The sequence below is a fragment of the Actinomadura miaoliensis genome (genome assembly GCF_039536785.1).
Lineage (GTDB): Bacteria > Actinomycetota > Actinomycetes > Streptosporangiales > Streptosporangiaceae > Spirillospora > Spirillospora miaoliensis.
The window spans coordinates 127,507-154,455 of the sequence record NZ_BAAAZG010000052.1; the positions used below are offsets into that span (position 1 = coordinate 127,507).

At 72.0% G+C, this 26,949-nt stretch carries 19 protein-coding genes and 1 pseudogene; 9 read left to right on the forward strand and 11 right to left on the reverse strand.

Annotated features, from left to right (window positions below; genetic code table 11):
* The first annotated feature begins 34 nt into the window (after nucleotides 1-34).
* Complete coding sequence (locus tag ABD811_RS33345; RefSeq protein WP_344955748.1) at nucleotides 35-1,054, forward strand: aspartate-semialdehyde dehydrogenase; 1,020 nt, start codon at nucleotides 35-37, stop codon at nucleotides 1,052-1,054.
* Nucleotides 1,055-1,120: 66 nt separating this feature from the next.
* Here ABD811_RS33345 and ABD811_RS33350 read toward each other — a convergent pair whose 3' ends face one another.
* The 5 genes from ABD811_RS33350 to ABD811_RS33370 all read right to left on the reverse strand — a co-directional run bounded on the left by ABD811_RS33350 (nucleotide 1,121) and on the right by ABD811_RS33370 (nucleotide 7,229).
* On the reverse strand, nucleotides 1,121-1,342 hold the full coding sequence (locus tag ABD811_RS33350) for a DUF2277 domain-containing protein (RefSeq protein WP_344955750.1): 222 nt from the start codon (nucleotides 1,340-1,342) through the stop codon (nucleotides 1,121-1,123).
* Between the two features lie 107 nt (nucleotides 1,343-1,449).
* A complete protein-coding gene (locus tag ABD811_RS33355; protein WP_344955751.1) occupies nucleotides 1,450-2,418 on the reverse strand; it encodes a M28 family metallopeptidase in 969 nt (322 codons plus the stop codon).
* 92 nt (nucleotides 2,419-2,510) lie between these two features.
* Nucleotides 2,511-4,145 carry a M4 family metallopeptidase gene (locus ABD811_RS33360; RefSeq protein WP_344955753.1) on the reverse strand — a complete coding sequence of 545 codons (1,635 nt, stop codon included), beginning with the start codon at nucleotides 4,143-4,145 and terminating at the stop codon, nucleotides 2,511-2,513.
* Between the two features lie 512 nt (nucleotides 4,146-4,657).
* A complete protein-coding gene (locus tag ABD811_RS33365; RefSeq protein ID WP_344955755.1) occupies nucleotides 4,658-5,686 on the reverse strand; it encodes an alpha/beta hydrolase in 1,029 nt (342 codons plus the stop codon).
* 61 nt (nucleotides 5,687-5,747) lie between these two features.
* Nucleotides 5,748-7,229, reverse strand: coding sequence for an SDR family oxidoreductase (locus ABD811_RS33370; protein ID WP_344955757.1), 1,482 nt, complete (start codon nucleotides 7,227-7,229; stop codon nucleotides 5,748-5,750).
* A gap of 236 nt (nucleotides 7,230-7,465) precedes the next feature.
* Here ABD811_RS33370 and ABD811_RS33375 point away from each other — a divergent pair, with 236 nt between their 5' ends.
* The 6 genes from ABD811_RS33375 (at nucleotide 7,466) to ABD811_RS33400 (ending at nucleotide 19,264) form a co-directional block, all read left to right on the forward strand.
* A complete protein-coding gene (locus tag ABD811_RS33375) occupies nucleotides 7,466-8,140 on the forward strand; it encodes a vWA domain-containing protein (protein WP_344955758.1) in 675 nt (224 codons plus the stop codon).
* 70 nt (nucleotides 8,141-8,210) lie between these two features.
* Nucleotides 8,211-9,587 carry a protein kinase domain-containing protein gene (locus tag ABD811_RS33380; RefSeq protein WP_344955760.1) on the forward strand — a complete coding sequence of 459 codons (1,377 nt, stop codon included), beginning with the start codon at nucleotides 8,211-8,213 and terminating at the stop codon, nucleotides 9,585-9,587.
* Nucleotides 9,584-13,192, forward strand: a complete 3,609-nt coding sequence (locus ABD811_RS33385) for a DEAD/DEAH box helicase (RefSeq protein WP_344955762.1) — start codon at nucleotides 9,584-9,586, stop codon at nucleotides 13,190-13,192. The genes ABD811_RS33380 and ABD811_RS33385 overlap by 4 nt, the downstream gene beginning before the upstream one ends.
* Nucleotides 13,170-14,735, forward strand: a complete 1,566-nt coding sequence (locus tag ABD811_RS33390; protein ID WP_344955763.1) for a hypothetical protein — start codon at nucleotides 13,170-13,172, stop codon at nucleotides 14,733-14,735. Before ABD811_RS33385 ends, ABD811_RS33390 begins: the two co-directional genes overlap by 23 nt.
* A gap of 64 nt (nucleotides 14,736-14,799) precedes the next feature.
* On the forward strand, nucleotides 14,800-17,139 hold the full coding sequence (locus ABD811_RS33395) for a hypothetical protein (protein WP_344955764.1): 2,340 nt from the start codon (nucleotides 14,800-14,802) through the stop codon (nucleotides 17,137-17,139).
* A gap of 1 nt (nucleotide 17,140) precedes the next feature.
* The gene (locus ABD811_RS33400; protein ID WP_344955766.1) at nucleotides 17,141-19,264 is read left to right on the forward strand and encodes a hypothetical protein; all 2,124 of its coding nucleotides are present in this window, start codon (nucleotides 17,141-17,143) and stop codon (nucleotides 19,262-19,264) included.
* 40 nt (nucleotides 19,265-19,304) lie between these two features.
* On the opposite strand, the gene ABD811_RS33405 is transcribed toward ABD811_RS33400, so the two are convergent.
* From ABD811_RS33405 to ABD811_RS33420, 4 genes are all read right to left on the reverse strand, one after another.
* Nucleotides 19,305-19,916 (reverse strand): hypothetical protein, encoded by a 612-nt coding sequence (locus ABD811_RS33405; RefSeq protein ID WP_344955767.1) that lies wholly within the window; start codon nucleotides 19,914-19,916, stop codon nucleotides 19,305-19,307.
* A gap of 21 nt (nucleotides 19,917-19,937) precedes the next feature.
* Nucleotides 19,938-21,260, reverse strand: a complete 1,323-nt coding sequence (gene hisS, locus ABD811_RS33410; RefSeq protein ID WP_344955768.1) for a histidine--tRNA ligase — start codon at nucleotides 21,258-21,260, stop codon at nucleotides 19,938-19,940.
* A gap of 565 nt (nucleotides 21,261-21,825) precedes the next feature.
* Nucleotides 21,826-22,665 (reverse strand): alpha/beta fold hydrolase, encoded by an 840-nt coding sequence (locus ABD811_RS33415; protein ID WP_344955770.1) that lies wholly within the window; start codon nucleotides 22,663-22,665, stop codon nucleotides 21,826-21,828.
* Nucleotides 22,662-23,255: a TetR/AcrR family transcriptional regulator gene (locus ABD811_RS33420; protein WP_344955771.1), complete on the reverse strand. Its 594-nt coding sequence runs from the start codon at nucleotides 23,253-23,255 to the stop codon at nucleotides 22,662-22,664. The genes ABD811_RS33415 and ABD811_RS33420 overlap by 4 nt, the downstream gene beginning before the upstream one ends.
* A 188-nt stretch (nucleotides 23,256-23,443) precedes the next feature.
* On the opposite strand from ABD811_RS33420, the gene ABD811_RS33425 reads away from it, so the two are divergent.
* Complete coding sequence (locus tag ABD811_RS33425) at nucleotides 23,444-24,757, forward strand: hypothetical protein (RefSeq protein WP_344955772.1); 1,314 nt, start codon at nucleotides 23,444-23,446, stop codon at nucleotides 24,755-24,757.
* 92 nt (nucleotides 24,758-24,849) lie between these two features.
* On the opposite strand, the pseudogene ABD811_RS33430 reads toward ABD811_RS33425, so the two are convergent.
* Nucleotides 24,850-25,089: pseudogene (locus ABD811_RS33430) on the reverse strand (NADP-dependent oxidoreductase); the annotation flags it as partial.
* A gap of 211 nt (nucleotides 25,090-25,300) precedes the next feature.
* On the opposite strand from ABD811_RS33430, the gene ABD811_RS33435 reads away from it, so the two are divergent.
* On the forward strand, nucleotides 25,301-26,092 hold the full coding sequence (locus ABD811_RS33435) for a DUF1963 domain-containing protein (protein ID WP_344955775.1): 792 nt from the start codon (nucleotides 25,301-25,303) through the stop codon (nucleotides 26,090-26,092).
* A 424-nt stretch (nucleotides 26,093-26,516) separates the two neighbouring features.
* Here ABD811_RS33435 and ABD811_RS33440 read toward each other — a convergent pair whose 3' ends face one another.
* Nucleotides 26,517-26,879 (reverse strand): DUF4267 domain-containing protein, encoded by a 363-nt coding sequence (locus ABD811_RS33440; protein ID WP_344955776.1) that lies wholly within the window; start codon nucleotides 26,877-26,879, stop codon nucleotides 26,517-26,519.
* Between the last annotated feature and the right edge of the window lie 70 nt (nucleotides 26,880-26,949).

Sequence of the window (26,949 nt, forward strand, 5' to 3'; positions counted from 1 at the left end):
TGCCGCAGGTCAAGCGATTAACAGAGGGAGCGGCATGAGAATCGGGATCGTCGGTGCCACCGGGCAGGTCGGGGGCGTCATGCTCAGGATCCTGGCCGAGCGCGGGTTCCCGGTGGACGAGCTGCGGCTGTTCGCCTCCGCCCGTTCGGCGGGGCGCACGATGGCGTGGCGGGACACCGAGGTGACGGTCGAGGACGCCGCCGCGGCAGACTACTCCGGGCTCGACATCGTCCTGTTCTCCGCCGGCAAGCAGACCTCCAGGGAGCTGGCGCCGCGCGTGGCCGAGGCCGGTGCGGTCGTCATCGACAACTCCTCGGCCTGGCGGATGGACCCGGACGTGCCGCTGGTCGTCTCCGAGGTCAACCCGCACGCCGCGGCGGCCCGTCCCAAGGGGATCATCGCCAACCCCAACTGCACGACCATGGCGGCGATGCCGGTGCTGCGGCCCCTGCACGAGGAGGCCGGGCTGACCGCGCTGGTCGTCTCCACCTACCAGGCGGTGTCCGGCAGCGGCCTGGCGGGCGTCGCCGAGCTGCACGAGCAGGCCCGCAAGGTGGTGGAGGGCGCCGACCGGCTCACCCACGACGGGGCGGCGGTCGAGTTCCCCGAGTCGCGGGTGTACGCGCGGCCCATCGCGTTCAACGTGCTGCCCATGGCCGGTTCGATCGTGGACGACGGCCTGGCGGAGACCGACGAGGAGCAGAAGCTCCGCAACGAGAGCCGCAAGATCCTGGAGATCCCGGACCTGAAGGTGTCGGGCACCTGCGTGCGCGTCCCGGTGTTCACCGGCCACTCCCTGCAGATCAACGCCCGGTTCGAGCGTCCGGTCACGCCCGAGCGGGCCCGCGAGCTGCTGGCCGGCGCGCCCGGCGTGGTGCTGTCGGACATCCCGACGCCGCTGCAGGCCGCCGGTCAGGACCCGACGTACGTGGGCCGCATCCGCCGCGACGAGACGGTGGACAACGGCCTGGCGCTGTTCTGCTCCGGCGACAACCTGCGCAAGGGCGCCGCGCTCAACGCCGTCCAGATCGCCGAGCTGGTCGCCGCCGAGTAACCGGGGTAACCCGAGCAACCCCAGTAACCCGGGTGACCGCGCCCGGCGCCGGCGCGACCACCGCCGTCAGGCGGGGCGGCGGGAGCCGCGCACCTCAAGGGTCGCCAGGAGGGCGGCCGTGCTCTGGGCGATCTCTTCGACGGCGCGTTCGAACGCCTCGGCGTTGTGGGACGCGGGCGCGCGGAATCCGGAGATCTTGCGCACGTACTGGAGCGCGGCCGCCCGGATGTCGTCGTCGGTGACCTCGTCGGCGTACGGCGGACGGAGCGTCTTGATGCTGCGGCACATGCGTCCATTGTCGCCCCGAGGTACGACAGCCGGTCACGACGGCAAGCGACGGGACGGCCCCGGCGAGCAGAGGGAGCGCCGGGGCCGTCCTGGGGCGGGGAGCGGGGTCAGGAGCCTCCGGCCAGGGTCCAGATGGCGTGGGCGATGGAGTCGGCGTTGCGGTCCAGCGCCGTGTCGTTGATGTTGCTGGTGGTGTCGCAGGAGCGGTGGTAGCAGCGGTCGAACGCCACCCCGGCCTGGCCGCCCCACAGCTGGGCCTGGGCGGAGGTCTTGATGCCCTCCGCGCCGGTGAACGTGCCGCCCGCCGGGATGCCGACCTGGATGAACGGGCCGTAGTCGGAGCGCCCGTCGAAGTCGGTGCCGCGCGTCGTGACGCCGATGCCGGTGAAGTATCCCTGGATGACGCGCTCGATCTCGGCGGAGCCCGCGGGGCCGGGGCCCGAGCCGACGCCGTCGGAGTTGTCGCCGTCGTAGACGAAGTATCCGGCGTTGGGCGAGCCGACCATGTCGTAGTTGAGGTAGCCCTTGATCCTGGAGCGTTCGGCGGACGTCAGGCTGTTGACGTAGTAGCGCGAGCCGACCAGCCCGCGCTCCTCGGCGCCCCACCAGCCGAAGCGCAGGTGCCGGGACGGCTGGTAGCCGCTGCGGGCGACGGTCAGCGCGGCCTCCAGGACGGCGGCCGAGCCGGAGCCGTTGTCGTTGATGCCGGGTCCGGCCGTCACGCTGTCCAGGTGGGCGCCGGCCATGAGGACCTCGTCGGCGTTGCCGCCCGGCCAGTCGGCGATCAGGTTGTAGCCGGTGGCGCCGCCGTAGCTGAACGGCTGGATGCGGGTCTGGAATCCGGCGGCGTCGAGCCGTGCCTTGACGTAGTCGAGGGACGCCCGGTATCCGGGACTGCCGTGGGCCCGGTTGCCGCCGTTGCTGGAGGCGATGCTCTGCAACTGGGTCAGGTGGGCCTTGACGTTGGTGAGCGAGATGTCGGGTGCGGCCGCCGCCGAGGCGGGGGCGGCGGGTGCGGCGGCGAGCGCCGCCGTCAGGGCGGCGGTGCCGGCCAGCGCGGCCAGGCGCGATCTCATGGGACTCCGCGATCTCATACGGCTCTCCGAGGGGGAAAGGATACGGTCGTGCGGGGCGCCCCGAGTGCCGCCCCGCACGACCGCCTGCGGGGTCAGCTGCAGGTGGTGGGCTCGTTGGCGGCCGCCGGGACGTTGACGGCGTTCCAGGCGTCGCGGGTGCGGGTGAAGTCGGTGCAGGTGGCCTTGCCGACCACGACCAGGTTGAGCACGGCCTGCAGGGACGCCCGCCGCGCCAGCGAGTGCGTCCAGGTGGAGGTCTTCAGGTTGAGCGTCTCCATGAAGATCCGTCCGGCCTTCTGCACGCCGACGCCGGTGACGGTGGCGCCGTTGCACGTCGGGCTGTTGGGACGGCCGTTGGCCGCGTCATTGGCGTTCGACCCCTCGGCCAGCAGGTAGAACCAGTGGTTCTGCACGCCCGCCGCCGCGTGCACCTCCATGCTGGGGACGCTGGAGCTGTAGCAGTTGGGGTGGCCCTTGGCCGACGGGTTGGTCATGTCGCGGATCGGGCCGCTGCCGACCAGGTCGACCTCCTCGCCGACCAGGTAGTCCGGCGGGTCGTAGTTGATCAGGGCGGTGGTGCCGGAGAACTGCTCGCCGACGCGCGGTTCCCGGAGGTACCACTCGGTGAGGGCGCCGAAGATGTCGCCGGTGGACTCGTTCAGCCCGCCCTTCTCGTTGCCGCCGCTGGAGCCGCCGGGCGTGGTCTGGAAGATGCCGTGCCCCAGTTCGTGCGCGACCACGTCGGTGGGCGTGGCCTGGCGGGTGCCGGCGTTGTTGCGGCCGAAGTTGGCGTAGCTGCCGTTCCAGAACGCGTTGGCCTGGTTCAGCCCGACCCGCATGGGCCAGCCGCTGCCGTTGCCGTTCAGCCCGTTGCGTTCCAGCCAGGCGCGCACCATGTCGGACTCGGCCGCGGCGGCGCGCATCGCGTCGACGCAGGCGGTCTCCAGGTTGGTGCCGGACGCGTTGCCCCACACGTCGTCGGTGCCCGAGTACACGGTGCCGCTCTGGTTGGCGCAGCTGATGCCGGGACGGGTGGAGTCCCGCATGGTGTACGTGGTGCCGGACTGGGTGCTGTTGATGCTGGTCGGGTTCTGGCTGCCGCCGTGGTAGTAGCTGCGGTCGTCGTCGGCGTCCTGGACCTCGTCCCACTGCTGGACGACCTTGCCGCTGGCCGCGTCGACGAGCACGTGCAGCCGGGAGGGCCGCTGCCGGTAGGAGCCGTCGACGACCGTCTCGTACACCAGGCGGCCCGAGCCCTCGGCGAGGACGGTCAGCCGCGGCTGCGACACCCCGGTCACCTTGGCGAGCCGTCCGCGTGCGATCGCGGCGGCGCGTTCGGCGGTCAGCTTCGGCGTGGTGGACACCGACAGCGTCCGGTTCTGGGCGACCGAGGTGCTGAGCACCCGGCCGGAGGCGTCGGTGGCGACGACGAAGTCACCGCCGACCACCGGCAAGCCGGCGTAGGTGCGTTCGTAGGCCACGTACTGCAGCCCGCCGGCGCCGCGCGTGACGCCGCGCCGGACGATCGTGTCCTTGGGGGACCGGTGCAGCCGTTCGGGGCCGGACGCCACCAGCCGGTCGGCGGACGCGGCGGCGGCCTGCGGGGACGGGGTGGGCGACGGGGGCGCGGACGCGGCGCGGGTCGTCGCGCCGGTGGCGGGCGCGGACATCGCCACGGCGAGACCGGCGGCGATCGCCGCGGTCCCGAGCGCGGACAGGCGTCTCACTGGGGGGCTCCTTCCAGTGCCGGACGCGGCGGCGCCGTGGAGGTCCTTGTGGGACGGCTCCGCGGCGGACGCGGCGGGCCCGGCGTTGACCGGGGAGGACGGCCCGCGTGGCTGGTGCGCGGATGCGGCGAGCGGGGGCACCGCATCCGCGAGCGTCCGTGGCGGGGGCACGGGGACGCTTGGCGCGGTGGTCGGCCCGCGCCGGGGGAGGTGAGGGCGCGGTGACGGGGACTCCGCGCCGTGGGGGACGGGGGGTGGTGCGCTCATCCGGATGAGCTGACCAGAAGTGCACCCCGGGCGGCGGACGAAGTCAATAAATCCAGATAAGACTGGAATTCAAGGCGTATGGAGTGAATATCCTGAAAATCCGCTATGAGCAGGTCGAACGCCGGGCCTTCACGCGGCCCCGCCCAGACCGGATTCACACGCCCGCGCCCGCCCGTTGTCTCTGCCCCGGGACAGGCCCCCGCCGCCGGTCCGCGCGGTGGGGGCCGTCCAGTGGCCGGTAGCGGTCAGGGGGCGATGCGCTGGCACAACCAGGCCAGCGCCAGCGGGTAGCGATAGTCGATGCCGCCGTGACCGGCGCCGAACAGCTCGAAGCGCACCACGTCCGGAGGGACGCCGATGTCGGTGAGGGCCTGGTGGAACGCCTGCGCGCCGACGTCCAGGTACCACTCGTCGCGGGTGCCGCCGTCGATCCAGATCGCCCGCTGGGACCGCAGCGCGTCGGCGTACCGGGGTGCCATCCGCACCGGGTCGTACACCAGCCACCGCTCCCACGGCTCGGCGCGCAGCACCCCGGTGACCGGGTCGAACGGCAGCTCGGGCGTGCCGTCCTCGCGGGCCGAGTAGCAGGCCGCCATGCCCAGGATGTTCAGCAGGTCCATGTCCTCGGGCTCGGTGAACGGAACCCGGGAACGGAAGGCCTCCCACCAGCGCATGATGTCGCCGTCGTATTTCCGCAGATGCCGCACGCATTTCGGGAATTCGGGGAGGTAGCAGTACTCGAAGAGCGCGTCGCCCGCGTGCGTGGCCAGCGCGCCGAACACGTCCGGCCGCAGCATCGGAGTGATCATCGCGCCGTAGCCGCCGCTGGACTTGCCGGTGATCGCCCGATGGTCGCGGTCGGCGAGCGTCCGGTACCGCGCGTCCACCCACGGGACGATCTCGTCGCACAGGTAGGAGTGGTAGCGGCCGGTGCCCGGCGAGTCCAGGTACTGGCTGCCGCCGTAGGCCGTCCAGGTGTCGACGTACACGACGATCGCGGGCGGCGCCTCGCCCCGCGCGAACACCGCGTCGGCCGTCTCGGGGAACGGCTGCCGGTACGGCGTGCGGTTGCGCCACATGCCGACGTGGCCGGTGAAACCCATGATCACGTAGACGGTGGGGTAGCGGCGGCCGTCGTCCTCGTCGTAGCCCGGCGGCACGTACACCCACAGGGGCCGCTCGTGCGGGTCGCCCAGCGGGTTGTCGCGCAGCAGCTCGCTGGTGACGACATGCTCGTCGATTCGTCCGGCGAGGTCGGCCGACCACGGCAGCATGAGCACCTCCTAGTGATCACACCGAAGGTAACCCATCCGGCGGCGGCCGAGGCGTGTCGCTCTAGGCGGGGAGGACGGGCACGGCCGGGTCTTCGGCGGCGTGGACGACGCCTCGGCACATGCCGCCGAAGACGAGCTCGTGGAACGGCCGGAACGCCCACCAGTAGGCGTGACCGGCCAGGCCGCGCGGGTGGAACAGCGCCCGCTGGGTGTAGATGGCGCGGCCGTCGCGCTCGCCCACGCCCAGTTCCAGCCACGCCAGGCCGGGCAGGCGCATCTCCGCGCGCAGCCGCAGCAGCCGTCCCGGTTCGATCTCCTCGACGCGCCAGAAGTCGACGCTCTCGCCGACGCGCAGCCGCCGGGGGTCGCGGCGGCCCCGGCGCAGGCCCACGCCCCCCACCAGCCGGTCGATGATTCCGCGCAGCCGCCAGGCGAGCGGGAAGGAGTACCAGCCGTGCTCCCCGCCGATGCCTTCGACGACCTCCCACAGCCGCTCGGCGGAGGCGCGCGTACGGCGGGTGCGTTCGTCCACGTACAGGCTGCCGCCCGCCCAGTCCGGGTCGGTGGGCAGCGGGTCGCTGGGCGCGCCGGGGACGGACGCCGACGACCAGCGGGTGGCGACGTCGGCGTCCCGGATGCGGCGCAGCGCCAGCCGCACCGACCGTTCGAACCCGGTCGGCCCGTCCGGCGGCGGCGGGACGTGACGCGCGATCTCCTGCTCGCGGCACACCACCTCGTTGCGGAGCGACTCGACCAGGGGCCGCGCAAGCCTCCCGGGGACGGGCGTGATCCCCCCGACCCACAGGCTCGACAACCACGGGCTCAGCACCGGCACCGGGATGATCACACGTGGCCGCAGCCCCGCCACGGCGGCGTAGCGGCGCATCATGTCCTGGTAGGTGAGCACGTCCGGGCCGCCGATGTCGAAGCCCCCCGACACCTCGGGCGGCAGGTCGGCGCAGGCGACCAGGTAGTACAGGACGTCGCGGACCGCGATCGGCTGGATGCGGGTGCGCACCCAGCGCGGCGTCACCATCACCGGGAGCCGCTCGGTCAGGTACCGCAGCATCTCGAACGACGCCGACCCCGACCCGATGATCACGGCGGCGCGCAGCCAGATCGTCGGGACGCCGCTGTCCAGCAGGATCCGCCCGACCTCGGCCCGGGACGCCAGGTGCGGCGACAGCCGGTCGGCGGGGGTCATGCCGCCCAGGTAGACCAGCCGGCCGACGCCCTGATCGCGCGCGGCGGCGGCGAACACGCTCGCGGCCCGCCGGTCGACCCCGGCGAACCCGCCCCCGCTGCCGATCGCGTGGATGAGGTAGTAGGCGACGTCGACGCCGTCCAGGGCCCGCGCGGTCGCCTCCGGATCGGTGGCGTCGGCCTCGGCGATCTCGACCCGTCCCGCCCACGGGTGGTCGCGCAGCCGCCGCGCCGAGCGCACCATGCACCGCACCCGGTGGCCGGAGTCCAGCAGCTCCGGCACCAGCCGTCCCCCGATGTAACCGCTGGCCCCCGTGACCAGGCACAACCGGTCGCCCAACGCAGCCCCTCCGATCGGCCGCCCCCTACCCGCCGTGGCGTCCGGCACGCTCGCGGCCGCCCGATTTTGCCGGACCTGGAGGCCCGGGACATCGCCTTTTCCCGCCGATTCAGTTGATCAACGGAAGCGTTGCGGCGTGTCCCAGGTCGGCACGTTTTTCTGCCGAATTATTGACACATGAAGTGATCAAGAGCACTCTGAAATGTTTCGCTGCGGGAACCGTGAAAGGGGAGCCGATGGCCGATCCCGTCGTGGCGCGTCCGGTCGCGCCGCCGCCCAGACCGCTGCCCGTGCTGATCCTCGCCGACGTCAGCGGCAGCATGGCGGAGGGAGGCAAGATCGACGTTCTCAACCGCAGCATCGCGACGATGATCCGGTCCTTCGCCGCCGAGGACACGCTGCGGGGCGAGATCGTGGTGGGCGTGGTGACGTTCGGGGGCGTCCAGGCGAGTCTGCACCAGCCCCTGGCCCCGGCGACCGAGGTCGTCTGGCAGGACATGCGGCCCTACGGCCGCACGCCCCTCGGGCAGGCGTTCGACCTGGTGGACCGGCTTCTGGCGGACGAGAGCGTCGTGCCCAGGCGCGCGTTCACCCCGTCGCTGGTGCTGGTGTCGGACGGGCTGCCCACCGACGAGTGGCGCGAACCGCTGGAGCGGCTGCTGGCCTCGCCGCGCGGCGGCAAGGCCGCCCGGCTGGCGGTCGGCGTCGGGCAGGACATGGACGAGGACGCCTTCGACGTGCTCAGAGCGTTCATCCACAATCCGGCCATTCCGCCGTTCCGCGCGGACGAGGCGCACCAGCTGAGCCGGTACTTCTCCTGGGTGACCCTCAGCGTCACCACGCGTGCCCGCAGCGCGCGTCCCAACGACGTCTCCATGTCGATGGACGAACTGGACGATCTCCTCGGCTGACGTTCCAACGGGCACGGGCACAGCGAACGGGGACGGCGGCACGGCGGGCACGGCAGGACGGCGGGGCATCATGACGGGCGCACCAGGCTGGGACGGTACGGGCAGGACCGTCCGGGACGAACACGCGCGGGCCATCAAGCTGACCCGGTTGCTGGGGGCGGGCGGGCAGGGGGAGGTCTGGGCCGCCGGTGACCGGCTGGCGGTGAAGCTGGTGACGGCGCGCACCCCCAGGGCGGCCGAACGGCTGCGGCGGCGGCTGCGCGTGGTGCGGCGCCTGGATCTGGACGGCATCGCCGTGTCCCGGCCGATCGCCATGCTCGCCGAGCCGGCCGTGGGCTACACCATGGAACTGCTGGACGACATGGTGGCGTTGCGGTCGCTGGCGGCCGCGCCCGCGCGGCAGGACCTCGGCGAGTGGTACGCCGCCACCGGCGGGCTGCGGCGCAGGCTGCGCCTGCTGGCCCGCGCCGCCGACGCGCTGGGCACGCTGCATGCGCGCGGCATCGTCTACGGCGACCCGTCGCCCGCCAACATCCTCGTCTCGGCGTCCGTCGAGAACGCCCAGATGATGCTGATCGACGTCGACAACCTCGTGGTCGAGTCGGTCGTCCCGGACGCCTCGCTGGTCACGCCCGGGTACGCCGCGCCCGAGCTGGTGACGGCGCGCATGGGGGTGTCGAGTCTCAGCGACGCCTATTCGCTCGCGGTGATGGTGTTCGAGACGCTGGCCCTCGTGCACCCCTTCCTCGGGGACGAGGTGGAGGAGGGCGAGCCGGAACTGCTCGATCAGGCCTTCTCCGGAGAGCTGCCCTGGATCGACGACCCCGACGACGACTCCAACCGCTCCAGCTACGGGGTGAACCGGCAGGCCGTCCTCACCACAGGGCTGCGCGGCCTGGCCGAGCGCACCTTCGGAGCGGGACGGCTCGACCCGGTGCAGCGGCCGACCGTGGCGGAGTGGCGCACCAAACTGCACGCGGCGGCCGACCTCACCATGAGCTGTCCGCAGTGCCCGCACACCTACCTGGCTGGGGCGCAGAACTGTCCGTGGTGCGGGGCGAAGGCGCCGGACCCGCTGATCGCCCTGGTGCACCTCGCCACTCCCGGCGAGACCGCCCTGGCCTCGGCAGGGGAGGGGCTCGCGGTTCCGCGCGGCAGGTGGCTGTGCGTGACCGCCCGCACGGCGAGGCTGGCCGCCGGGTCCGACCGGCCGGTGGCGTGGCTCCTGTGGGAGCCGGGCGCGCGGCTGGTCACCCGCAACGCCGACGCCGAGCCGCTGTGGCTGACGCCCGCCGGGGGCGGGACGCCGGTGGTCGTGGAGCCCGGACGGGAGCTCGCGGTGCCCGCCTACGCGGACGTCCCCGCGTGGGATCTGCACTTCGGGCACGAGTCGCAGCTGCACCGGGTGCTCCGGTTCCGCATCGTCAAGGGGAGGCAGCGTCCATGAGCACGCGGTCCGGAAACCCGCCGTCCCGTCCGCGCGGAGGCGGAGGGGCAGGCCGGCCCGGCGGGCAGCGCGGCGGGCAGAGCGGCGGACAGGGCGGCGGGCGGCGCGGCTCCCGGCAGCAGGGCCGGTCCGCCGGATCGCCCGGAGGCCGTCGCGGTGACGAGATCACCGATCCGCTCCCAGGGCCGTCGACGTTCGTATGGGTGACCTGGAACGCCAATCCCGACTCCTTCCAGCGCCCCCAAGGAAGCCTGCAGGAGGTGCAACTCGCCGGGTTGCCGTCCGGGCAGGTGGTGGCCAGGACGGGCGGCAGCCACGCGACCGTGACGCCCGAGACCGACGAGGACGGCGAGCGGCTGCGGCACGCCATGGCCAGCCGCTCCCGCGTCGCCGTCCTGTCGACCGTCCAGATCGTCGAGTCGGGCGGGCGGCGGTCCCTGCGCCTGGGCCTCAGCCTGTACGTCTACGAGCAGGCCGAGCCGATGGCCGCGCAGTCGATCGGCGTCGGCGACCGGGTGCTGGCCACCGTCGGCAAGATGAGGTCCAGGCTCCGCGACGACCCCGACCGGATCCTGCGCTGGCTGCGCGACCGCCTGCTGCTGCCGCCGCAGCCGGGCTCGGGCCCCGACGCGCCGGACCGCATGATCGTGTCGGTGGGGCTGAGCGATCCCGGGGAACCCACCGGGTACCGCGTCCACGGACGCGGCGTGATCGCCGACGTGCGGATCGAGGACGGCCGCCTGGTGATGCACCGGCTCCGCCGCACCAGCGGCAACGACCACCGCGGGCCGCTGCGGATGACGCGCTGCGCGGTGACGTTCACCGACGTCTCCAAGGCCGGTGAGCTGCGCGCCGAGATGCGCCAGCAGCTCAGCCGCCTGGCCGCGGGCAAGGGCTTCCTGGCCATGTGGCACGAGTACAACCGGCAGGAGACCCAGTTCGTCCGCCGCCAGGTCCGGCAGGTCGGCTTCGGCCGTTACACCGCCCGCGAGTCCCTGGGCGGAGGGGTGTACCGCTTCCACCTGGACCTCACGGCGCCCCAGGACGGCAACGAGCTGACCCTCGCCGAGCAGGCCCGCAACAGGCTCGACGCGCACGAGGACTTCGAGCTGGAGGCCGCGGCGCAACTGCCCGCCGTGCTGACCGGCCGGCAGGACGACGATGACGGCTGGGCGCTGATCCACGACCGGCTCGACAAGGACACCGTGACCGGCACCGTCGTCAACGCCGACGTCGCCACCGGCACCGTCGACATGCGGCTCGTCGATCTGAAGACCCGGCGGATCGCCGGGGTCGGCGCCGACGAGCAGACGGCGCCCCCGCCGCAGGGCTTCCTCTACCGCTCGTTCCGGGGCGACCGGCGGCAGATGCAGCGGCGCAAGGACGCCTTCGACCGCATCCTGCACGACGGCACCCGCATCCCCAACCTGCTGGCCCTGTTCGAGGGCAAGACGGTCAGCGTCCAGCCGCCCACCAGGGTCGAGCCGGTCAGCGACGCCGTGCGGGAGTGCTTCGTCGGCGGCCGTCCCACCCCCATGCAGGAGGAGGCGCTGCGGGTCGCGCTGAACACCCCGGACATCGCGCTGATCCAGGGCCCGCCCGGCACGGGCAAGACGCAGGTCATCAAGGCGCTGCAGACGCGGCTGGCGGAGCTGGGCCGCGGGTACGCCAAGCTGCGCGGCAGCATCCTGCTCACCAGTTTCCAGCACGCGGCGGTGGACGAGCTGGTCGAGCGTTCCGAGGTGCTCGGGGTGCCCGCCGCGAAGGTCGACCGGATGGGACGCGGCACCACCGTGCGGATGGACCGGTGGCGCCTGGAGACCATCGACGAGCTCGCCGCCGAGGTCGAGGGGGAGGGCAACGCGCTCGGCCGGTCGCTGGGGCTGCTGCGCCGGGTCGCGGCCCGTTCCGCCGGCTACCTGCTCGCCCCGACGGCCCGGGAGGGCACCGTCGCCCTGCTCCGCGACATCGAGGAGGAGACCGCGGGCATGCTGTCCACCGGTCTGGCCGACCGGCTGGGGCGGCTGCGGTGGACGCTGGAGAGCGCGCCGCAGCCCTCGGTGTTCGCCCCCGACGACCGGCACGAGCTGGCGCTGCGCGCCCTGCGCGGGGTGCGCACGGTGCCCGAGTCGTTCGCCGACGACGGGCCGGCCGCCGCCGCCAAGGCGCTGCGCCGCGTCCGCGCGCTGGCCGACCGTTCCGACGACCCGGCGGTACGGGACGCGGCCGCCGGGGACGCCGAGGCTCTGGACCTGCTGGAACGCGCGGCCGGGTGGGACGAGGACGGCGACGCCCCGCCGTTCCTGCCCGACCTGGCCGCCGCCCGCGACCGGCTCCTGGAACGGCTCCAGCCCGCCGCCGGGCCGCCCGTCCAGGCCGCCGCCGACCCCGAGGTCGATCGCCTGCTCGCCGAGATCGTGGAAGAACTCGAAGACCACGTCCGCGACTCCGGCGACGGCGGCCCGGAGCTGGCCATGCTGGACTACCTGGAGGGGCTGCGCGGCGACCCGGTGGCGGTCGAGTGGACGCTGCGCGCCTACACCGCCTCCTACGCCACCACCTGCCAGCAGGCGGCCTCGAACGCGGTCCGCGACGTCAAGCAGGAGACCGACATCGACGACGTCGTCTTCGACACCGTCATCGTCGACGAGGCGGCCCGCGCCAACCCGCTGGACCTGATGATCCCGCTGATCCACGCGGGCCGGCGGATCATCCTGGTGGGCGACCACAACCAGCTTCCGCACATGCTGGAACCGGAGGTCGAGCAGCACGTTGAGGACATCGACCCGGACGCCCGGGGACGGCTGCGCGAGAGCCTGTTCCAGCGGCTGTTCGAGGAGCTGGGGGACGGGCGGTCACCGGTCCGGCGGGTCGTCACGCTGAACACCCAGTTCCGCATGCACCGGGTGCTGGGGGAGTTCGTCAGCCGCAACTTCTACGGCGGCACGATCGACTCGCCGCGTCCGGACGCCGAGTTCGTCCACGGGCTGCCCGGCTACGACGGGCTGGCGGCGGCGTGGTTGGAGGTGCCCGCCCGGCTGGGCAAGGAGATGGGCAGGCGCAGCAGGCGGCGCCCCGCCGAGGCCCGCGTCATCGCCGAGCAGCTCGCCCGGCTGCTGCGGGCCGCGCCGTCGCTCAGCTTCGGCGTCATCTCGTTCTACTCCGACCAGGTGTCGGAGATCTATCGGCAGCTCGCCGCGCACGGCCTGGTCAAGCCCGGCGACCAGGGCTACGAGCCGGCCGAGGAGCTGCGCTACGACCAGCACGGGCGGCGGCTGGACCGGCTGCTCGTGGGCAGCGTCGACGCCTTCCAGGGCCGGGAGTTCGACGTGGTGTTCCTGTCCACCACCAGGTCGTCTCCGCCGGGGCGGGTGCCCGCGCCCGGCACGCCCGAGCACGAGCGGTGGGTGCGCCGCCGCTACGGCCACCTGACGTTGCGCAACCGGCTGTGCGTGGCGATGAGCCGCCAGAAGCGCCTGCTGATCACCGTCGGCGATCCGGCGCTGTTCGAAGGGCCCGAGGCGCCGTCACAGGTCGAGCCGCTCTCGGAGTTCCTGAAGCTGTGCAGGCAGGGGGGTGAGCATGGCCGATTCTTCGCCGCCTAGGGCGTTCCCCGCCAACGCCCGCGTCGTCCAGTTCGCCGATCCGCCCCGCGACCGCGACGCGCGGGTGTGCGTGGCCTTCCCCGCCTGGGCGCACCGCGTCACCGCACCCGTCATGCCGCGCCGCCGGCTGGACCTGTTCGAACGGGTCGTCCTGGGGCTGTGCCAGGCCGGAATCCGCGAGCCGGCGAGCATCGCCGAGCGGATCCGCCTGCATCCCCGGCTGTGCTCGCACATCATGGACCAGGCCGTCGACCAGGGCCTGCTGGACCTGCACGGCGAGCTGACCCACAAGGGCCGGCGGGCGCTGCGGACGGGCGCCCTGGCCGAGGAGGTCACGTGGTCGGTGTGCCACGTCTTCCAGGCACCCGGCTCCGGGGAGCTGTGGCCCCGCACGGCCGAGCAGCTCACCAACGCCCACGTCATCGGCCGCGACGCCGCCACGGTCCGGCTGCAGTTCGGCACCCGGGGCCGTCCCGACACCGCGGAGGCGCTGGTGCTGCGCCCGCCCGAAGACGAGGCTGCCGCGGGGCCGCCCCGGCCGGGCGCGGCGCAGATCATCGAGGTGGCCCGGCTGGACCGCGTCGCCCGCAGGGTCCACCAGGTGCGCGAGTTCGAACGCCGCGAGAAGCTGGCGTCGGCGGCCCTGCCCGACGAGATGTCCGAGCCCGCCGGGGACCCGCGCCTGGCCCCCGACGGCACCGAGGGGCCGGAGCTGAGCCGGGTCGCGTTCGTCGACGAGCCGGAACCGGTGCTGGTCGTCGGGTTCGCCGAGGCGGCGCCCGGCGGGGCGCTGCGGTGCCACGACCCGTTCGGGGCGGGCACCAACGCCATGTTCCAGGAGCTGATGGAGGCGTCGGCCCGGGCCGACGCGGAACTGGCCGACCGGATCCGCCGCGTCACCACCCGGGAGACCGAACAGGTCGCCCATCGGTACCGCGAGGCCAAGCGCGACGCCCGCGCCGGCATCGAGGCCGCCCTGGTCGCCGAGTTCGGCGCCGGGATACGCGACGACCCCGGCGTCCTCGACCTGATCAGCGAGATCGATCTCGACACCATGGAGGGTGAGGGACCGGGAGCGCTGGAGCGGGTGGCGCAGAACTCCTACCGGCTGTACGAGATCCTGTTCCGCAAGCTGGTCGACGCCTATCCCCCGCCCACCGAGCGGCTCACCAACGCGCGCCGCACCGCCGAGTACAACCGGGCCGTCATCGAGGAGTCCGCCCACCGGATCGGGCTGCGGTCCGTCCCGGCCCTGTTCCACACCGATCTGGTCGGCGCCGCCGCCCGGCTGAACCGGCCCGACGCCAACCTGTACGTCAAGGACGCCGCGCCCCTGTGCCTGCTGGCCGCGCACGACAACGCCGACCACCCGCTGCGCCGCCTGGCGGCCCGGCGGCCCGACCTGCTCAGCGCGCTCGCCACGCTGGGCGGGCTGCGCAACCGCGCCGCGCACGCCGGTCGCGACCCCTCCACCCGCCACGACGCGCCATGGTGCCGCGAGCTGGCCGCCCTCGCCGTGCGGGAGCTGATCCCGCTGCGCTGACCCTGCACGTCCGCCCCCGCCCCCCGCCGACCGCCCCGTCCGCCGAGAAAGGATCCCGCCGCCAATGGCCAAGAATCGCTCGAAAGGGCGACGCCAGCAGGCACGCCGTCGGCCGATCGACACCACCGCCAAGCCGCCCGTCCGGCCGAAGGCGCCCGCGCCGGCCGTCAAAGCCGAGAACGTGGCGGCCGAGCTGGCGGAGGCCCTGCCCGAGGCCGTCGCCGCGGCGGGCGGCCCCGAGGCGCTCGACCCGGCGCCCGAGCCGCCGCCGGACGGTGTCGACGCGGCCGCGCTGGAGGCCACCTGGCGGGAGGCCGCGACGCAGCTGGAGACCTTCCGCCAGGCGTCGCAGCGGCTGGCGGACAGGGAACGCGAACTGGCCGACGAGCAGGAGCGGCTTCGCGGGCGCCTGGCCGAGGTGGAGGAGGAGACCGCCCGGTTGGCCGCCGATCGGGAGTCGGTCGTCCGCCGCACCGGCGAGCTGGACGAGCGGGAACAGCGCCTCCTGGAACGCGAACGGGACCTGATCGCCCGCGAGGAGCGGGAGAAGGAGACCGCCCTCGGCGACGCCAGGAAGCTCCTGGAGAAGGCGCGGCGGGAGGTCGAGGCCGAGCAGCGGGCGCTCGCCGAGGAACACGAACGCACCCGCGCCGCCCTGCGGGCCGAGCTGGACGCCCAACGCCAGGAGCTCGCCGAGCAGACCGCCGCGCTGGCCGAGGAACGCGCCCGGCTGCGCGCCCTCAAGGTCGAGCTGGCGGCACAGCAGGAAGACGTCGAAGAGGCGCGGGAACTGCTCGACGAGCGCGTCGAGCACCGGGTGCGGGCGGCGATGGAGGCCGGTGAGCTGCGCCGCCGCGAACTGGAGCAGAGGTACGACGCGCTGCGCGAGCACGCCGAGAAGCTGGAGGAGCAGATCGCCGAGCGGGAGCGGATCGACCGCGCGTTCGGCCGCCGCACCCCCGAGGAGGTGCTCCAGGAGCTGCAGCGGCTCAAGGACGACAACGCCGAACTGCGTATGCAGCGGGCGGTTCCGTCCGACACCCTCGACCGCCTCGCCGCCCTCCAGGAGGCCGAGCTGCGCTGGCGGGAGGAGCGCGCCGTCCTGGTGTCGCGCAACGAGCAGTTGCAGCGACAGCTCTCCGCCCACGAGATCACCGCGCTGGAACTGGAGCGGCTCAAGGTCACCAACGAGGCCCTGGCCGCCTCCGCCGACGCCTACCACCGCCGGGTGGAGGAACTGAAACGCGACTACCAGGAGCTGTCCGAGCGCAAGGAGGGCGACTCGCCCTTCCCCGAGTGCTACGCGATGGACGCCCGCTACGGCGAGGAGCGCGACGACCTGCTCGACGCGCTGCCGCCGCTGGACGCGTTCGTCCGGTGGCTGCGGCACTTCCTGGCGCAGCAGTACCGCATGTACTACTCCGAAACCGACCTGATCATGTTCCTGGGCGGGCTGTCGGCGTCGCGGCTGCACCTGCTCCAGGGCATCAGCGGGATCGGCAAGACCCAACTGCCGCTGGTGTTCGCCAGGGCGGTCCAGGCCGAGTCCGCGATCGTGCCGGTCAGCGCGGACTGGCGGACCCCGCAGGATCTCGTCGGCTACTTCAACGCCTTCGAACGCCGCTACTACGAGTCGCCGTTCACCCAGGCGCTCTACAGGGCCCAGTGCCCGGCCAACGCCGACCGGCCGTTCTTCGTCGTGATGGACGAGATGAACCTGTCGCACCCGGAGCAGTACTTCAGCGAGGTCCTCTACCAGCTCGGCCAGCCCGGGAGCGCCGGGGCGCACAAGCAGTCCCTGGAGCTGATGACGACCGAGGTGCAGCCCGCCCCCAAGGGCCTGCTGGAGGGACGCAAGCTGCCCATCTCCCCGAACGTGTGGTTCGTCGGCACCGCCAACCACGACGAGACGACCGTGTCGTTCGCCGACAAGACCTACGACCGCTCCCACGTGCTGGAACTGCCCGCCCGCCCGGAGCCCGTCGAGGCCGAGCCGGTGGAGCCGCCGCAGGGCCCCTACTCGCTGCGCGCCTTCAGGCGGGCGTTCGGCGACGCCCGCCGCAGGCACGCGGCGGCCGCGCGCGACGTGCACCGGTTCCTCGACGGCGACCTGCGCGACCGGCTGCTCCAGGACTTCCGCATCTCGTCGGGCTCGCGGCTCATGGCCTACCTGGACAGCTTCGTCCCGGTCGTCTGCGCGGCCGGCGGCAGCGAGGGCGACGCCGCCGACCACGTGCTGGCCACCAGGATCCTGCGCAAGCTCGGCGGGCGCTTCGAGATCCCGGTGCGGCGCATCGAGGAGCTCAAGGCGGACCTGCCGCGCCTGTGGAAGCCGTTCGGCACCGAGCCCGTCCGCTCGCTCGAACGGCTCGACGCCGAACTGCACCTGCGTGGGGGCCTGTGACATGGCGGTGCGGATCTGGGACCGGCTCCTGGACCGGGAGACGCGGGCGCCGTCCGGGCGCGGCACCCTCGGGCGGCTGATCTTCGTGCCGGGCACGCGGGCCCTGTCGCTGAACGGGGTGCCCGCCCGTCCGGGCCGGTTCCTGGCGACCGACAACGCCTGGACGCTGTGGGACGGCACCGAACGCCGCAGCACGCAGGGGGAGTTCGGGCACGCCCCCGTGCCCGCCGGCATCACCGCCCACGCCGTCGTCTCGATCGGCCGCAGGCTCGCCGCCCTGATCGAGGAAGGCGCCCCGGCCGACCGGTGGCTGGACGAGACGCCCCTGATGGGCGGCGCCGATATGGACGACCGGCTGGCCACCCGCCGCATCGACGAGCAGATCGCCCTGCGCCTGCCCCACCTGCGGGCGGCCTGCCACCGTCCCGTCACCCGCCTGCGCACCGTGTACGAGGTGGTCCCCGCGTCCCGGGCCCGGCGGATCACCCCGCGCGCGGTCGTGCGCCTGGCCGCGCACAGCGAGGACTGGGCGGGCCTGCGTCCCGACAGCGTCCGCCCCGCCCGGCTGCTCGACCCGGGCCGGGAGACCCATCTCGACTTCTACGAGAACCGGGTGCTGGCCCGCCTGGTCGACCACCTGTGGGAGTACGTTCACACCAGGCTCGTCGAGGTCGGGCAGATCGAGGCGATGCTGGACGACATCGGCCTGTACGCCCGGGACGCCAGCGAACGGCCGTGGCGCGTCAGCCACTACATGTTCCACCTGATCGAAGGGCTCGTGCGCAACGACGAGCGGCGCGAACGCGTCCGCCAGGTGCAGGAGGACCTCGGCAGGCTGCACAACATCCTCGTGGAGCTGCGCGGACCCATGATCCTGCCCGGGGTGCACCGCCGGGTCGACGTGGGCGTGACGTTGCGCGCCACCAACGTGTTCGCCAACGACGACCGGTACCGCAACGTCGCCGAACTGTGGCGCGCGTGGGTCGCCGCCAGGGGAGGCACCGAGCGCGACGGGGAGTCCGCCGACCGGTCTGAGGCGTGGTGCCACGCGTTCACCCAGTACACCGCGCTTCTCCTGCTCCAGGCGTTCGCGCAACTCGACCTGCTGTCGGACGGCCCCTTCCACCCGGACGGCCCCCCGCTGCCTCTCGGCGAGGGCATCGACCTGACCTGGACGAGCACGGGCACGTTCGTCGTCGCCCGCGACGGCAGGGCCGTCCTCCGCGTCGTCCCGATCCCGCACTCGCTGACCGCCTCACGCCGCTCCGAACAGGTGGCCGAGGAGATCGACGCCCTGACGGCCGCGAAAGGGATGTCGCCTCGCACCCTGGTCGTCTACCCGGGGCAGCGCGCCGAGCGCACCGACCTGCCCCTCCCGCTGCGACTGCGCGCCTTCCAGGGCTGTGACGCGCCCGCACCCGTGGCCGGAGGGCCGCTCCTCCCCGTCTCCCCTTTGGAGATCGACAGCGTGACCCGGCTGGCCCGCAGCCTCCGTCACGCCCTCGTGCAGGGCCTGGTGGACGACTACCCGGCCGTCATCGCCTGCCCCGCCGAATACGCCAGGACGATCGCCGAAGGCGTCGACTGGCTGGCGGCGGCACCGGACGGCCTGCGGATGCTGCGCCCGCCCGCGCCCCACGAGCTGGCCACGGCGCGCCGCCGGATCGACAAGCTGGGCGTGACGACGGCCCAGTTCATGCAGCGCGGCGGCAACTCCGACCTCATCGAACGGCTCGGCACCGACCTGTCGGCCGCCGCCGAGAGGATGGCCGCCTTCCTGCGCTGCCCGCTGTGCCGGGCTGTCTCCGCCGACCCGGCCCGCACCCTCCGGCTCCGCGACGACGAGACGTTCACCAGCACCTGCGACGTGTGCGACACCGTGTGGGAACTGCGCCGCTGCGGCTCCTGCGACAACCGCTACCCGGTCCTGCGCGCCGACGACTCCGACGCGTCCCACGTCTTCGACGGTGACGAGATCGACCGCCGGTTCGGCAGCGAGACGCTCAGCGCCCGCTGCTGGACCCGCCCGGCGGTCTCCTACTGCCCCCACTGCGGCGTCTGCGGCGAGGCCGCCAAACTCACCACCACCTGCCAACGCTGCCCCGCCGCCCCACCGACAGGCTGAACCACGCCGGCCACCTGCAGCAAGCCGGACGCGTACTTCGCTAGTCCTCCAGGTAGAGGAGCGCTGTGATGGTCTTCTTGCAGATGTCGCAGTGCATGGGGGCCTCTTCCGAGGCGAGATCGCATTCCACTGTGGTGAGGCGGTCGATGACACCGGTCCTGGCCTCGGCCGTCCAGGCATCGGCCCAGCGACGTGTGTTGCCGAGGAGGTCATCGACGTAGCGGGCGGTCATTTCGTAGAACGCGCGGACGCCATGCCGCTTCATGTAGCGCCAGTTGAACTGGAGCGACATCAGCGCGATGGGGAAAGGATGCTCGACCAGCCCCCGCCCCCATCGGTCGGAAACGTCAACGATGTCGAGCTTGGCGGCGCGTTCGTCCAGCAACCGCCACATGCCGGTCTGGTCGTAGTCGGCCAGGACGCCGTCGAGGAGTCGGCGGGCGGTGAGCAGGTTGCCGGCTTTGCGCTCGAACAGCTCGCTGATGGTGTGGTTGATCTGCTCGTCAGTTCCCTTGCGGGCCTCGTCGATGGCCTGCTTGAGTTGCACCGCGTAGGCGGCCTCCCAGGACAGGCATTCCCCGAAGGTCGACCAGGGGTCGGGGAATCCCCGCTGACTGACCGCGGCGAAGATGCGGTCGCCCTGCACACCCATCAGTGACTCTCCTCTGGTGGATTACCGCGACGTCTCGCACCTCCCGGCGAGATGCGTTACAAGCTCTTCGGGCGGGACCTGGGATTGCTCGCCCGTGTCCATGTCCCGCACCGTGACGACGCCTGCTTCCTTGTCGGCCACCCCGTAGATCAGCGTGAAGCGCGCCTTGCGGTCGGCGGCCCACTTGAGCTGCTTGGCCAGCTTGCGGCTGGACGCCAGATAGACCTCGGTGCGCAGCCCCGCGTCGCGCAGCCGTGCGGCAAAACCCATGGTCTCGGCGGCCGTGTCCGGGCCGATGACCGTCACAGCGACGTCGGTGCGGTCGCTGTCATCGGTGGTATGGCCCAGCAGGCCGATGATGCGTTCAACGCCCAGGGAGCCGCCGCAGGCCGGGACGTCCGGGCCGCCCAAAGCCTCGATCAGGTGGTCGTAGCGGCCGCCGCTGGCGATGGATCCGGGCATGCCCTCGGCCACGATCTCGAAGATGACGCCGGTGTAGTAGTCCAGGCCGCGCACCAGGCTGGGGGTGAACGCCATCCGGTCCTTGCCGACCTTCGGTGCGGCCAGATCCAGGAGCCGGCCGATCTCGTCCAGCCCGGCCCGTCCGGCCTCGCTCACCGCCAGCGCGCTGCGCATGCGCTCCACCGCGTCGAAGGCGGTCAGATCGGCCACCAGTTTCTCGGCGGTGCCGGGGGCGAGTGAGCGGGCGTCGACCAGTTCGGCGGCCACCTTGTCGGGCGACAGCTTGTCGAGCTTGTCCAGGGTGATCAGCACTCCGCCGCCGAGGTCGGACGGGACGCCGTAGACCTCCAGCAACCCGGCCAGCGCCTGGCGTGAGTTGACCAGCACCGTGAAGTCCCGCACCCCGACCGCGTCCAACGCGTCGCTGAGCGCGCACACGGTCTCCGCATCTGCCAGCGGCGAGGAAGAGCCGACCACGTCCACGTCACACTGCGCGAACTCACGGAACCGGCCCTTGCCGGGACGGTCCGCGCGCCACACCGGGCCCATGGCATACCGCTTGTAGGGCGTGGGGAGCTTGGAGCCATAGGTGGCGACCACGCGCGCCAGCGGGACCGTCATGTCGTAGCGCAAGGCCAGGTCGGCTTCGCCGGTGGCCTCGTGCTCGCCACGACGCAGGATCTTGAAGATCAGTTTGTCGCCTTCGTCGCCGTATTTTCCGGTAAGGGTCTCCAGGCGCTCGAACGCCGGTGTTTGCAACGGTTCGAACCCATATCGCTCAAATACCTCGCGAATCCGCGCGAAAACGCGTTCACGCCTCCGTAGGGCATCGGCGAGAAAGTCCCGAGTGCCGGAGGGGGGTTCGAACTGTTGTGAGGACATATCAACTCCTGACCACGGTAACCAGGCTGCAAGATGAGAAGAATCGTGCATCTCGTCCACAATCGGACAGGGCCTCGCTAGGCGACTAGCGAAGCCCCCGTCTGCGATCGTATCGACGCCGCCAAGGAAGGAAGCAGTCGATCCTGAGCACAGGGATGCGATCAAGAGCCCAGCTTCTACCAAGCGCCGGTAAGCGCGAACGGTTGGTGCGTCCTGCCGTGCGCCGCGCCACCGAGCCTCAGGAGGCCGCGCTGCGTTTTGATCGCCCCAACGAGTACGCGACCTTCCAGGTGGGTCTTCACCGGTGCGCTGCTACACGCCCGCAGCGATCCAGCGTGTTATGAGGCCGCGAAGATCTCAAAGCCATCCCGGTCAAGCGGCGGGTGCCTCGGGTGCGCGTGGCCGGGCGTCGTGGCCTGGACGCGGTTCCCGCCAAGGCGCAGCATCTGCCTCGGTGTGGGGTGTGTGGAGCGCCGTCGGAAATTCGCCGTGCTCGTTGGCGCCGCCGCCAAGTCTTTCGGGTACGAGGCCACCCATACGGAGCTGCAGGGGCGGCTTCTGGAGTTCAGGTGGTCAGGACCTTGCGGAGCAGGTTGCCGAACTCGGCGGGGTGGGTGGTGAGACCGGTGTGCCCGCCGGGGAAGTGGACGAGCCCGGTGCCGAACCGTTCGGCCAGGAAGGCGGCGGGACGGTAGGGCAGTTCACCGTGTGAGTCCGTCCCGGCCGCGAGCACGAGCCGGTCCGACAGGGCCTCCAGGCGATCCAGGTCCGGGACATAGGCCATGAAGCTCGGCACGATGCGCCCGAGGAAGTACGGCATGTTCGCCATCGTTCGCTCCGCCCGTGCCCTCGCCTGGGGCGGTAGCTCGGTGGCCGCCTGGGCGGGGACGGGATCGGCGCCGGGGCGTCGCAGGCCCGCCGCGAACTCGGCCACGGCGGGCATCAGGCCGTCCCGGCGCAACGTCTCCTGGACGCGGGCGAGCAGGGCGCGGTGCTCGGCGGCGTCCGGCAGCACCTCCACCACCGGCGGCTCGTGCGCCACGACCCTTTCGATCCGCTCGGGGCGGGCGGTGAGCATGTGCAGCGCGACGATCGCACCCGAGCTGCAGCCGGCCACGCGGGCGGGCGCGTCCGGAGACAGCAGCTCCAGCAGCCGGAACGCGTCGTCGGCATGCTGCGCGACCCGCTGTCGCGCCTGCGGGTCGTCCAGCGGGCTGCGCGACAGGCCGCGTGGATCGTAGGACGCGACCGTGTGGTCGGCGGCCAGCGCGTCGGCGACACCGTCGAAGGAGGCCGCGCCGCCCGCGCCGCCGGGAATCAGCAGCAGCAGCGGGCCCTCTCCGCGCACCTCGTAGTGCAGGGTCGCGCCGTCCACGCGCAGGCGGCCGATGGTCGGGGTACTCACGATGGGTCTCCTTCACGGCGTGTGGGCCAATGCTTCAGCGAGGTGTGCAGGGCGTCGAGGCAGCTCGTCCAGGAGTCCTCCACCGGGCGCGCGTGCGCGAATCCGCCCGCGGCCTCAAGGCTGACGAAGCCGTGAAGCGTGCTGCGCACCAGCCGCACCGCGTCGGTCAGGCCGGGCTCGTCCAGCGCGTAGGCGCGCAGCATGCCGTAGGTCAGCTCGACCGCACGTCGCGGCCCGGGCGCCTCGGCCGCGAGCTCGGGATCGATGCGCATCGGGATCTGCGTCGCCGTGTACCGGCCCGGGTGGTCGTGGGCGTACGCCCGGTAGGCGTTCGCGTACGCCACCAGCGCGTCCTTCCCCGCCCGCCCGGCGGTGGCCTCGGCGATGCGGATGGTCTTCTCGTCCGCCGCCAGCAGCGCGATCCGCCCGCGCAGGTCCTCCAGGCTGCGCACGTGCGCGTACAGGCTCGCGTCCTTCACCCCGAGGCGTCGCGCCACCGCCGACATGGTCACGTGATCGAGCCCGACCTCGTCCGCCAGTTCGGCACCGGCGAGCGTCACCCGCTCCGCCGTCAACCCGGCCCGAGCCATGCCCGCACCCCTCCCTAGAGATATTAAATAGAAACTAGGAGCCCTAGGTTAGACCTAGACCGACAAGGATCGCACTCTTCTTTCACAAGCGCACACGCTCGCGGGGCAATCGTGGTTATCGTGAGTGACGATGACTTAACGGAAGGTGAGCGGGAGGCGCTTGCCGCACGGCATCCATGGAGGCCGACATGGACGACCGGCTCGACGACGCCACGATGATGATCTGCAAGCGGATCTACGCGCGCGTGTTCTCGCATCTCGCGGGCGACCGTCCGAACAAAGTGATCGCTCGTACCGCCGACTGCACCGAGCCGTACATCTCGATGATCAAAAATGGCGAACGCCTTCCGTCCGTGGATATGGCCTACGCGCTCGACAAGTCGATCAACGCCGACGGCTGCCTGTTCGAGGTCCGCCGCCAGATCGAACAGCTCCGGCAGGAAATCGCCGCCTACAGGCGTACCTTGAAAGCAGGTCCCCCAGCCTCCGATAAGGAGCAAGGTCCAGTGAAGCGACGTGATCTCCTGCAGGACGGCGCGAAGGTCACCGCTGGTGCCGCCGTCACTCCCGTTCTGGCGGCCCTCACCCAGGCATGGCAGCTTTCCGAGCCCAAACTCCCCGGCGCGAGCGTTTCCCGATCAATGATCGACGACTGGGGCTCCGCCTACGACGTCCACGCGCTCAGCTTCCGCATCGATCCCCCCGAGGTCGCACTGACCGGTCTGGCGGACGAGTGGGCCGAGATCGCCGAGCATCTGGAGCGCCGCCAGCCCGACGGTGTCCAGCGCGACCTTTCGTATGTCGCGGCCCGCCATGCGTACCTCATCGCCGGGACGTGGCTGCAACTCGGCAACCGCCGTCAGTCGCACCGATGGTGGCTTACAGCACGTGAACTCGCCGACCGGTCAGAGAGTGACCTGCTCTCCGCCCTCACACGTGAGTGGGAGGCGAACCAGCGCGCCACGGACAGCCGCGAGGACCTCACGGATCTGCTGGATCTCACCGAGAAGGCGCTCCAGTTCGCGGGCCCCCGTCCAAGCTATGAGCGCATGGCGTCGCTCAGCGGCAAGGCCGAGTTGCTCGCCCTGATGGGGAGAGACAAGGAGGCGGTGGCTGCCATGCGACAGGCCGAGGACGTCTTCGAGCGGCTGTCGTCTCCCACGCCTTCCCGTGAGGACATCCTGCGTCATGAGCAGAGCTTGGTGTACTCGCTCGTCGGCGACGAAAAGCGCGCCACCGAGGCCCAGGAGGCCGCGCTGCGTTTTGATCGCCCCAACGAGTACGCGACCTTCCAGGTGCGTCTTCACGGTGCGCTGCTACATGCCCGCAGTGATCCAAAAAGTGCGTGCAATGAGGCCGTGGAGATCATCAAAGCCCTCCCGGTCGAGCGGCGGGTGCTTCGGGTGCGCGTGGCCGGGCGTCGTGTCCTGGACGCGGTTCCCGCCAAGGCGCAGCATCTGGCCCCGGTGCGCGAACTACGGAATCTGACGGCCGCCGTCTGACACACCACCGAGCCTCCGGCGGGCTCGTCCGCCGCACCAGCCGGGCCGCAAGGCGGGCGGGCAAGGGCATGGCCGATCTCGGCGACCGAATGCACCCGCAACCGGCCCGCGTCGGCGAGGGCCACCGCCGTCGCGAGGCCGTGCACTGCCAGCGGGTCGGCGCCGGCTCCCAAGGCCGTGTCCGTCCGGTCGGCTGGCGCGCCGTGCGACAGGTGCACACCGTGGGCCGCGGCGGTGAGGTCGGCGGCGATCGTCTCAGCCCTGGCGGGTAAGGCCGCTACGGCCCGTGAGGCGTCGCCTGCTGGTGAGCAGGCCGGCAAGGCTGCCCCCGCCAAGCCCAGCGCCCAGCGGAAGCCGGGGCGGTGCCGGTCAGATGACGTTGCTGGGGTCGTCGAGCCACACCATGTGCGCCTCGGGGTGACGGTCAGCCCGAACCGGGTGATGTCCGGCCGTCCCCACTTCAGCCACTGCACGTAGGCGTGTTCGACCTCGTCCCACAAATCCCGGTCCCCTGGCTGGGAGGAATGTGCTGGGATACCGTGGATGGATCACCAGTCGGAGATCACCTTCATCCGCGCGGTGTGCGTGGAGTTCCTCGGTGAGCACCTGGGCCCTCAGCTGGCCGCGCTGGCCAGACCCGGGTTCGGGCTCTGCCCGGCCAGCGATTCCCGTCCGGCGGCGGGACGCAGTCGACTGGGCGGCCCGGCTCTCCTGGACCCGGGAACGCCGTGGCCGCACGACGACGACCAGCCGCTCAACCTGTTCGCGGTGCTCGACACCGACGAACTCGCGCCGTGGCTCGCGGACGAACTGCCCATTCGGCCAGGTCTGCTCAACTTTTTCGGCATCGACCATCTCGAGGTCTGTCAGATCGTCCCTGCGGACCCGGCGAGAGCCATCGAGGTCAGGCCACCCGGCGATGACTCATTCGCGATGGTTCCGCTGCACGCCGAACCGTGCATGACGCTGCCCGACCCGTGGTGGGGCGCGACGCTGGAGGATTTCATCGAAGGCTTTGGCCTCGACCCGGGCCCTGATCTCGCGAGCATCTGCGACCCGAGCGAGAAGGTGACCGACCTGTTCGCCGGAGACTTCCCGGGCGAGCACTACCCGACGTCGGGCGACCTGGACCAAGCCTTCGGTTGGCCACCCTCGGTACAGCCGGGCGATCCGCTCCCGGACCTCCGGGGCGAGTACACCCACCTTCTCCGGCTCTCCAGCAACCTCGGCGAGTGGGAGTTCGCCGAGGGAGGTTCCCTGCACTTCCTGATCCCCAGGCAGGCGCTTCGCGACGGAGACTTCTCACAGGCGGTCGTCGCTCTGGACGACGGATAGACAAGCAAGCCCGGCGGGGCCAAGTTCCACCCGAACATGAATCCGCTTCACCGGGGGGCCACTTCTCGCTGGAAAGTGAGGCCAGAGGGGGTCCACCGCGCGGACTGCGGCTCGCCGTCCATCGGCAGCGGGACTCGCTCGCTGGCATTGCCGCCCGGTTTTCGGCTGGGGAGGCCGCTTCCGCGCGGATGCTTCGGAGGACCGTCGCGACGCAACCGCAAACAGCGCCCTTGAGGAGAGCGGCCGTCATGCCTTCTGGTTCATCTTGGTTGGCCCTGCGCAAGCGGCGGATGTCGGCGTCGTGTCGGGGAGTGGCGGCGAGCCCGTAAGGCAGGCCGCGGGTGCGGCGACCAGGTGGCCGCGTTCGGCGGTCGCTACCTGGTCGCCGGGCGGCGACATTTCGGCTCCTTCGTGGGTTCGGTTTCTAGAGGGCGAACAGCAGGGCGGCGCTGATGAGGACGACCATGGCGGTCGCGAAGTGGATGCCGAACGCGACCGCCCTGGTGCCGCCGTTGCGCAGCACGATCAGGGTGTCGCCCAGCGGGTTCAGCGCCACGACGAGCATGAACCAGCCCGCCGCGTGGGCGCCGGCGAAGGCCAGCAGGGCCAGGCCGAGGACGCCGTAGCCGAGGTCGCGCAGGCCCTTGACGGTGAGGTAGGCGCTGGGCTGGGACGGCACGCCGTAACCGGCGGCCGCGGGTACCGGCTGCAGCAGGAACCGGGCGCCGATGAACGCGACGAGCAGGTTCAGCAGGATGGCCAGGCCGTACGCGGTGGGAGTGAGCATGAGGGGCTCCGATTGCTAGCAGTGCTAGGAACGAGATCGAAGCTAGCATAGCGGCGGCAAAAATAGCTAG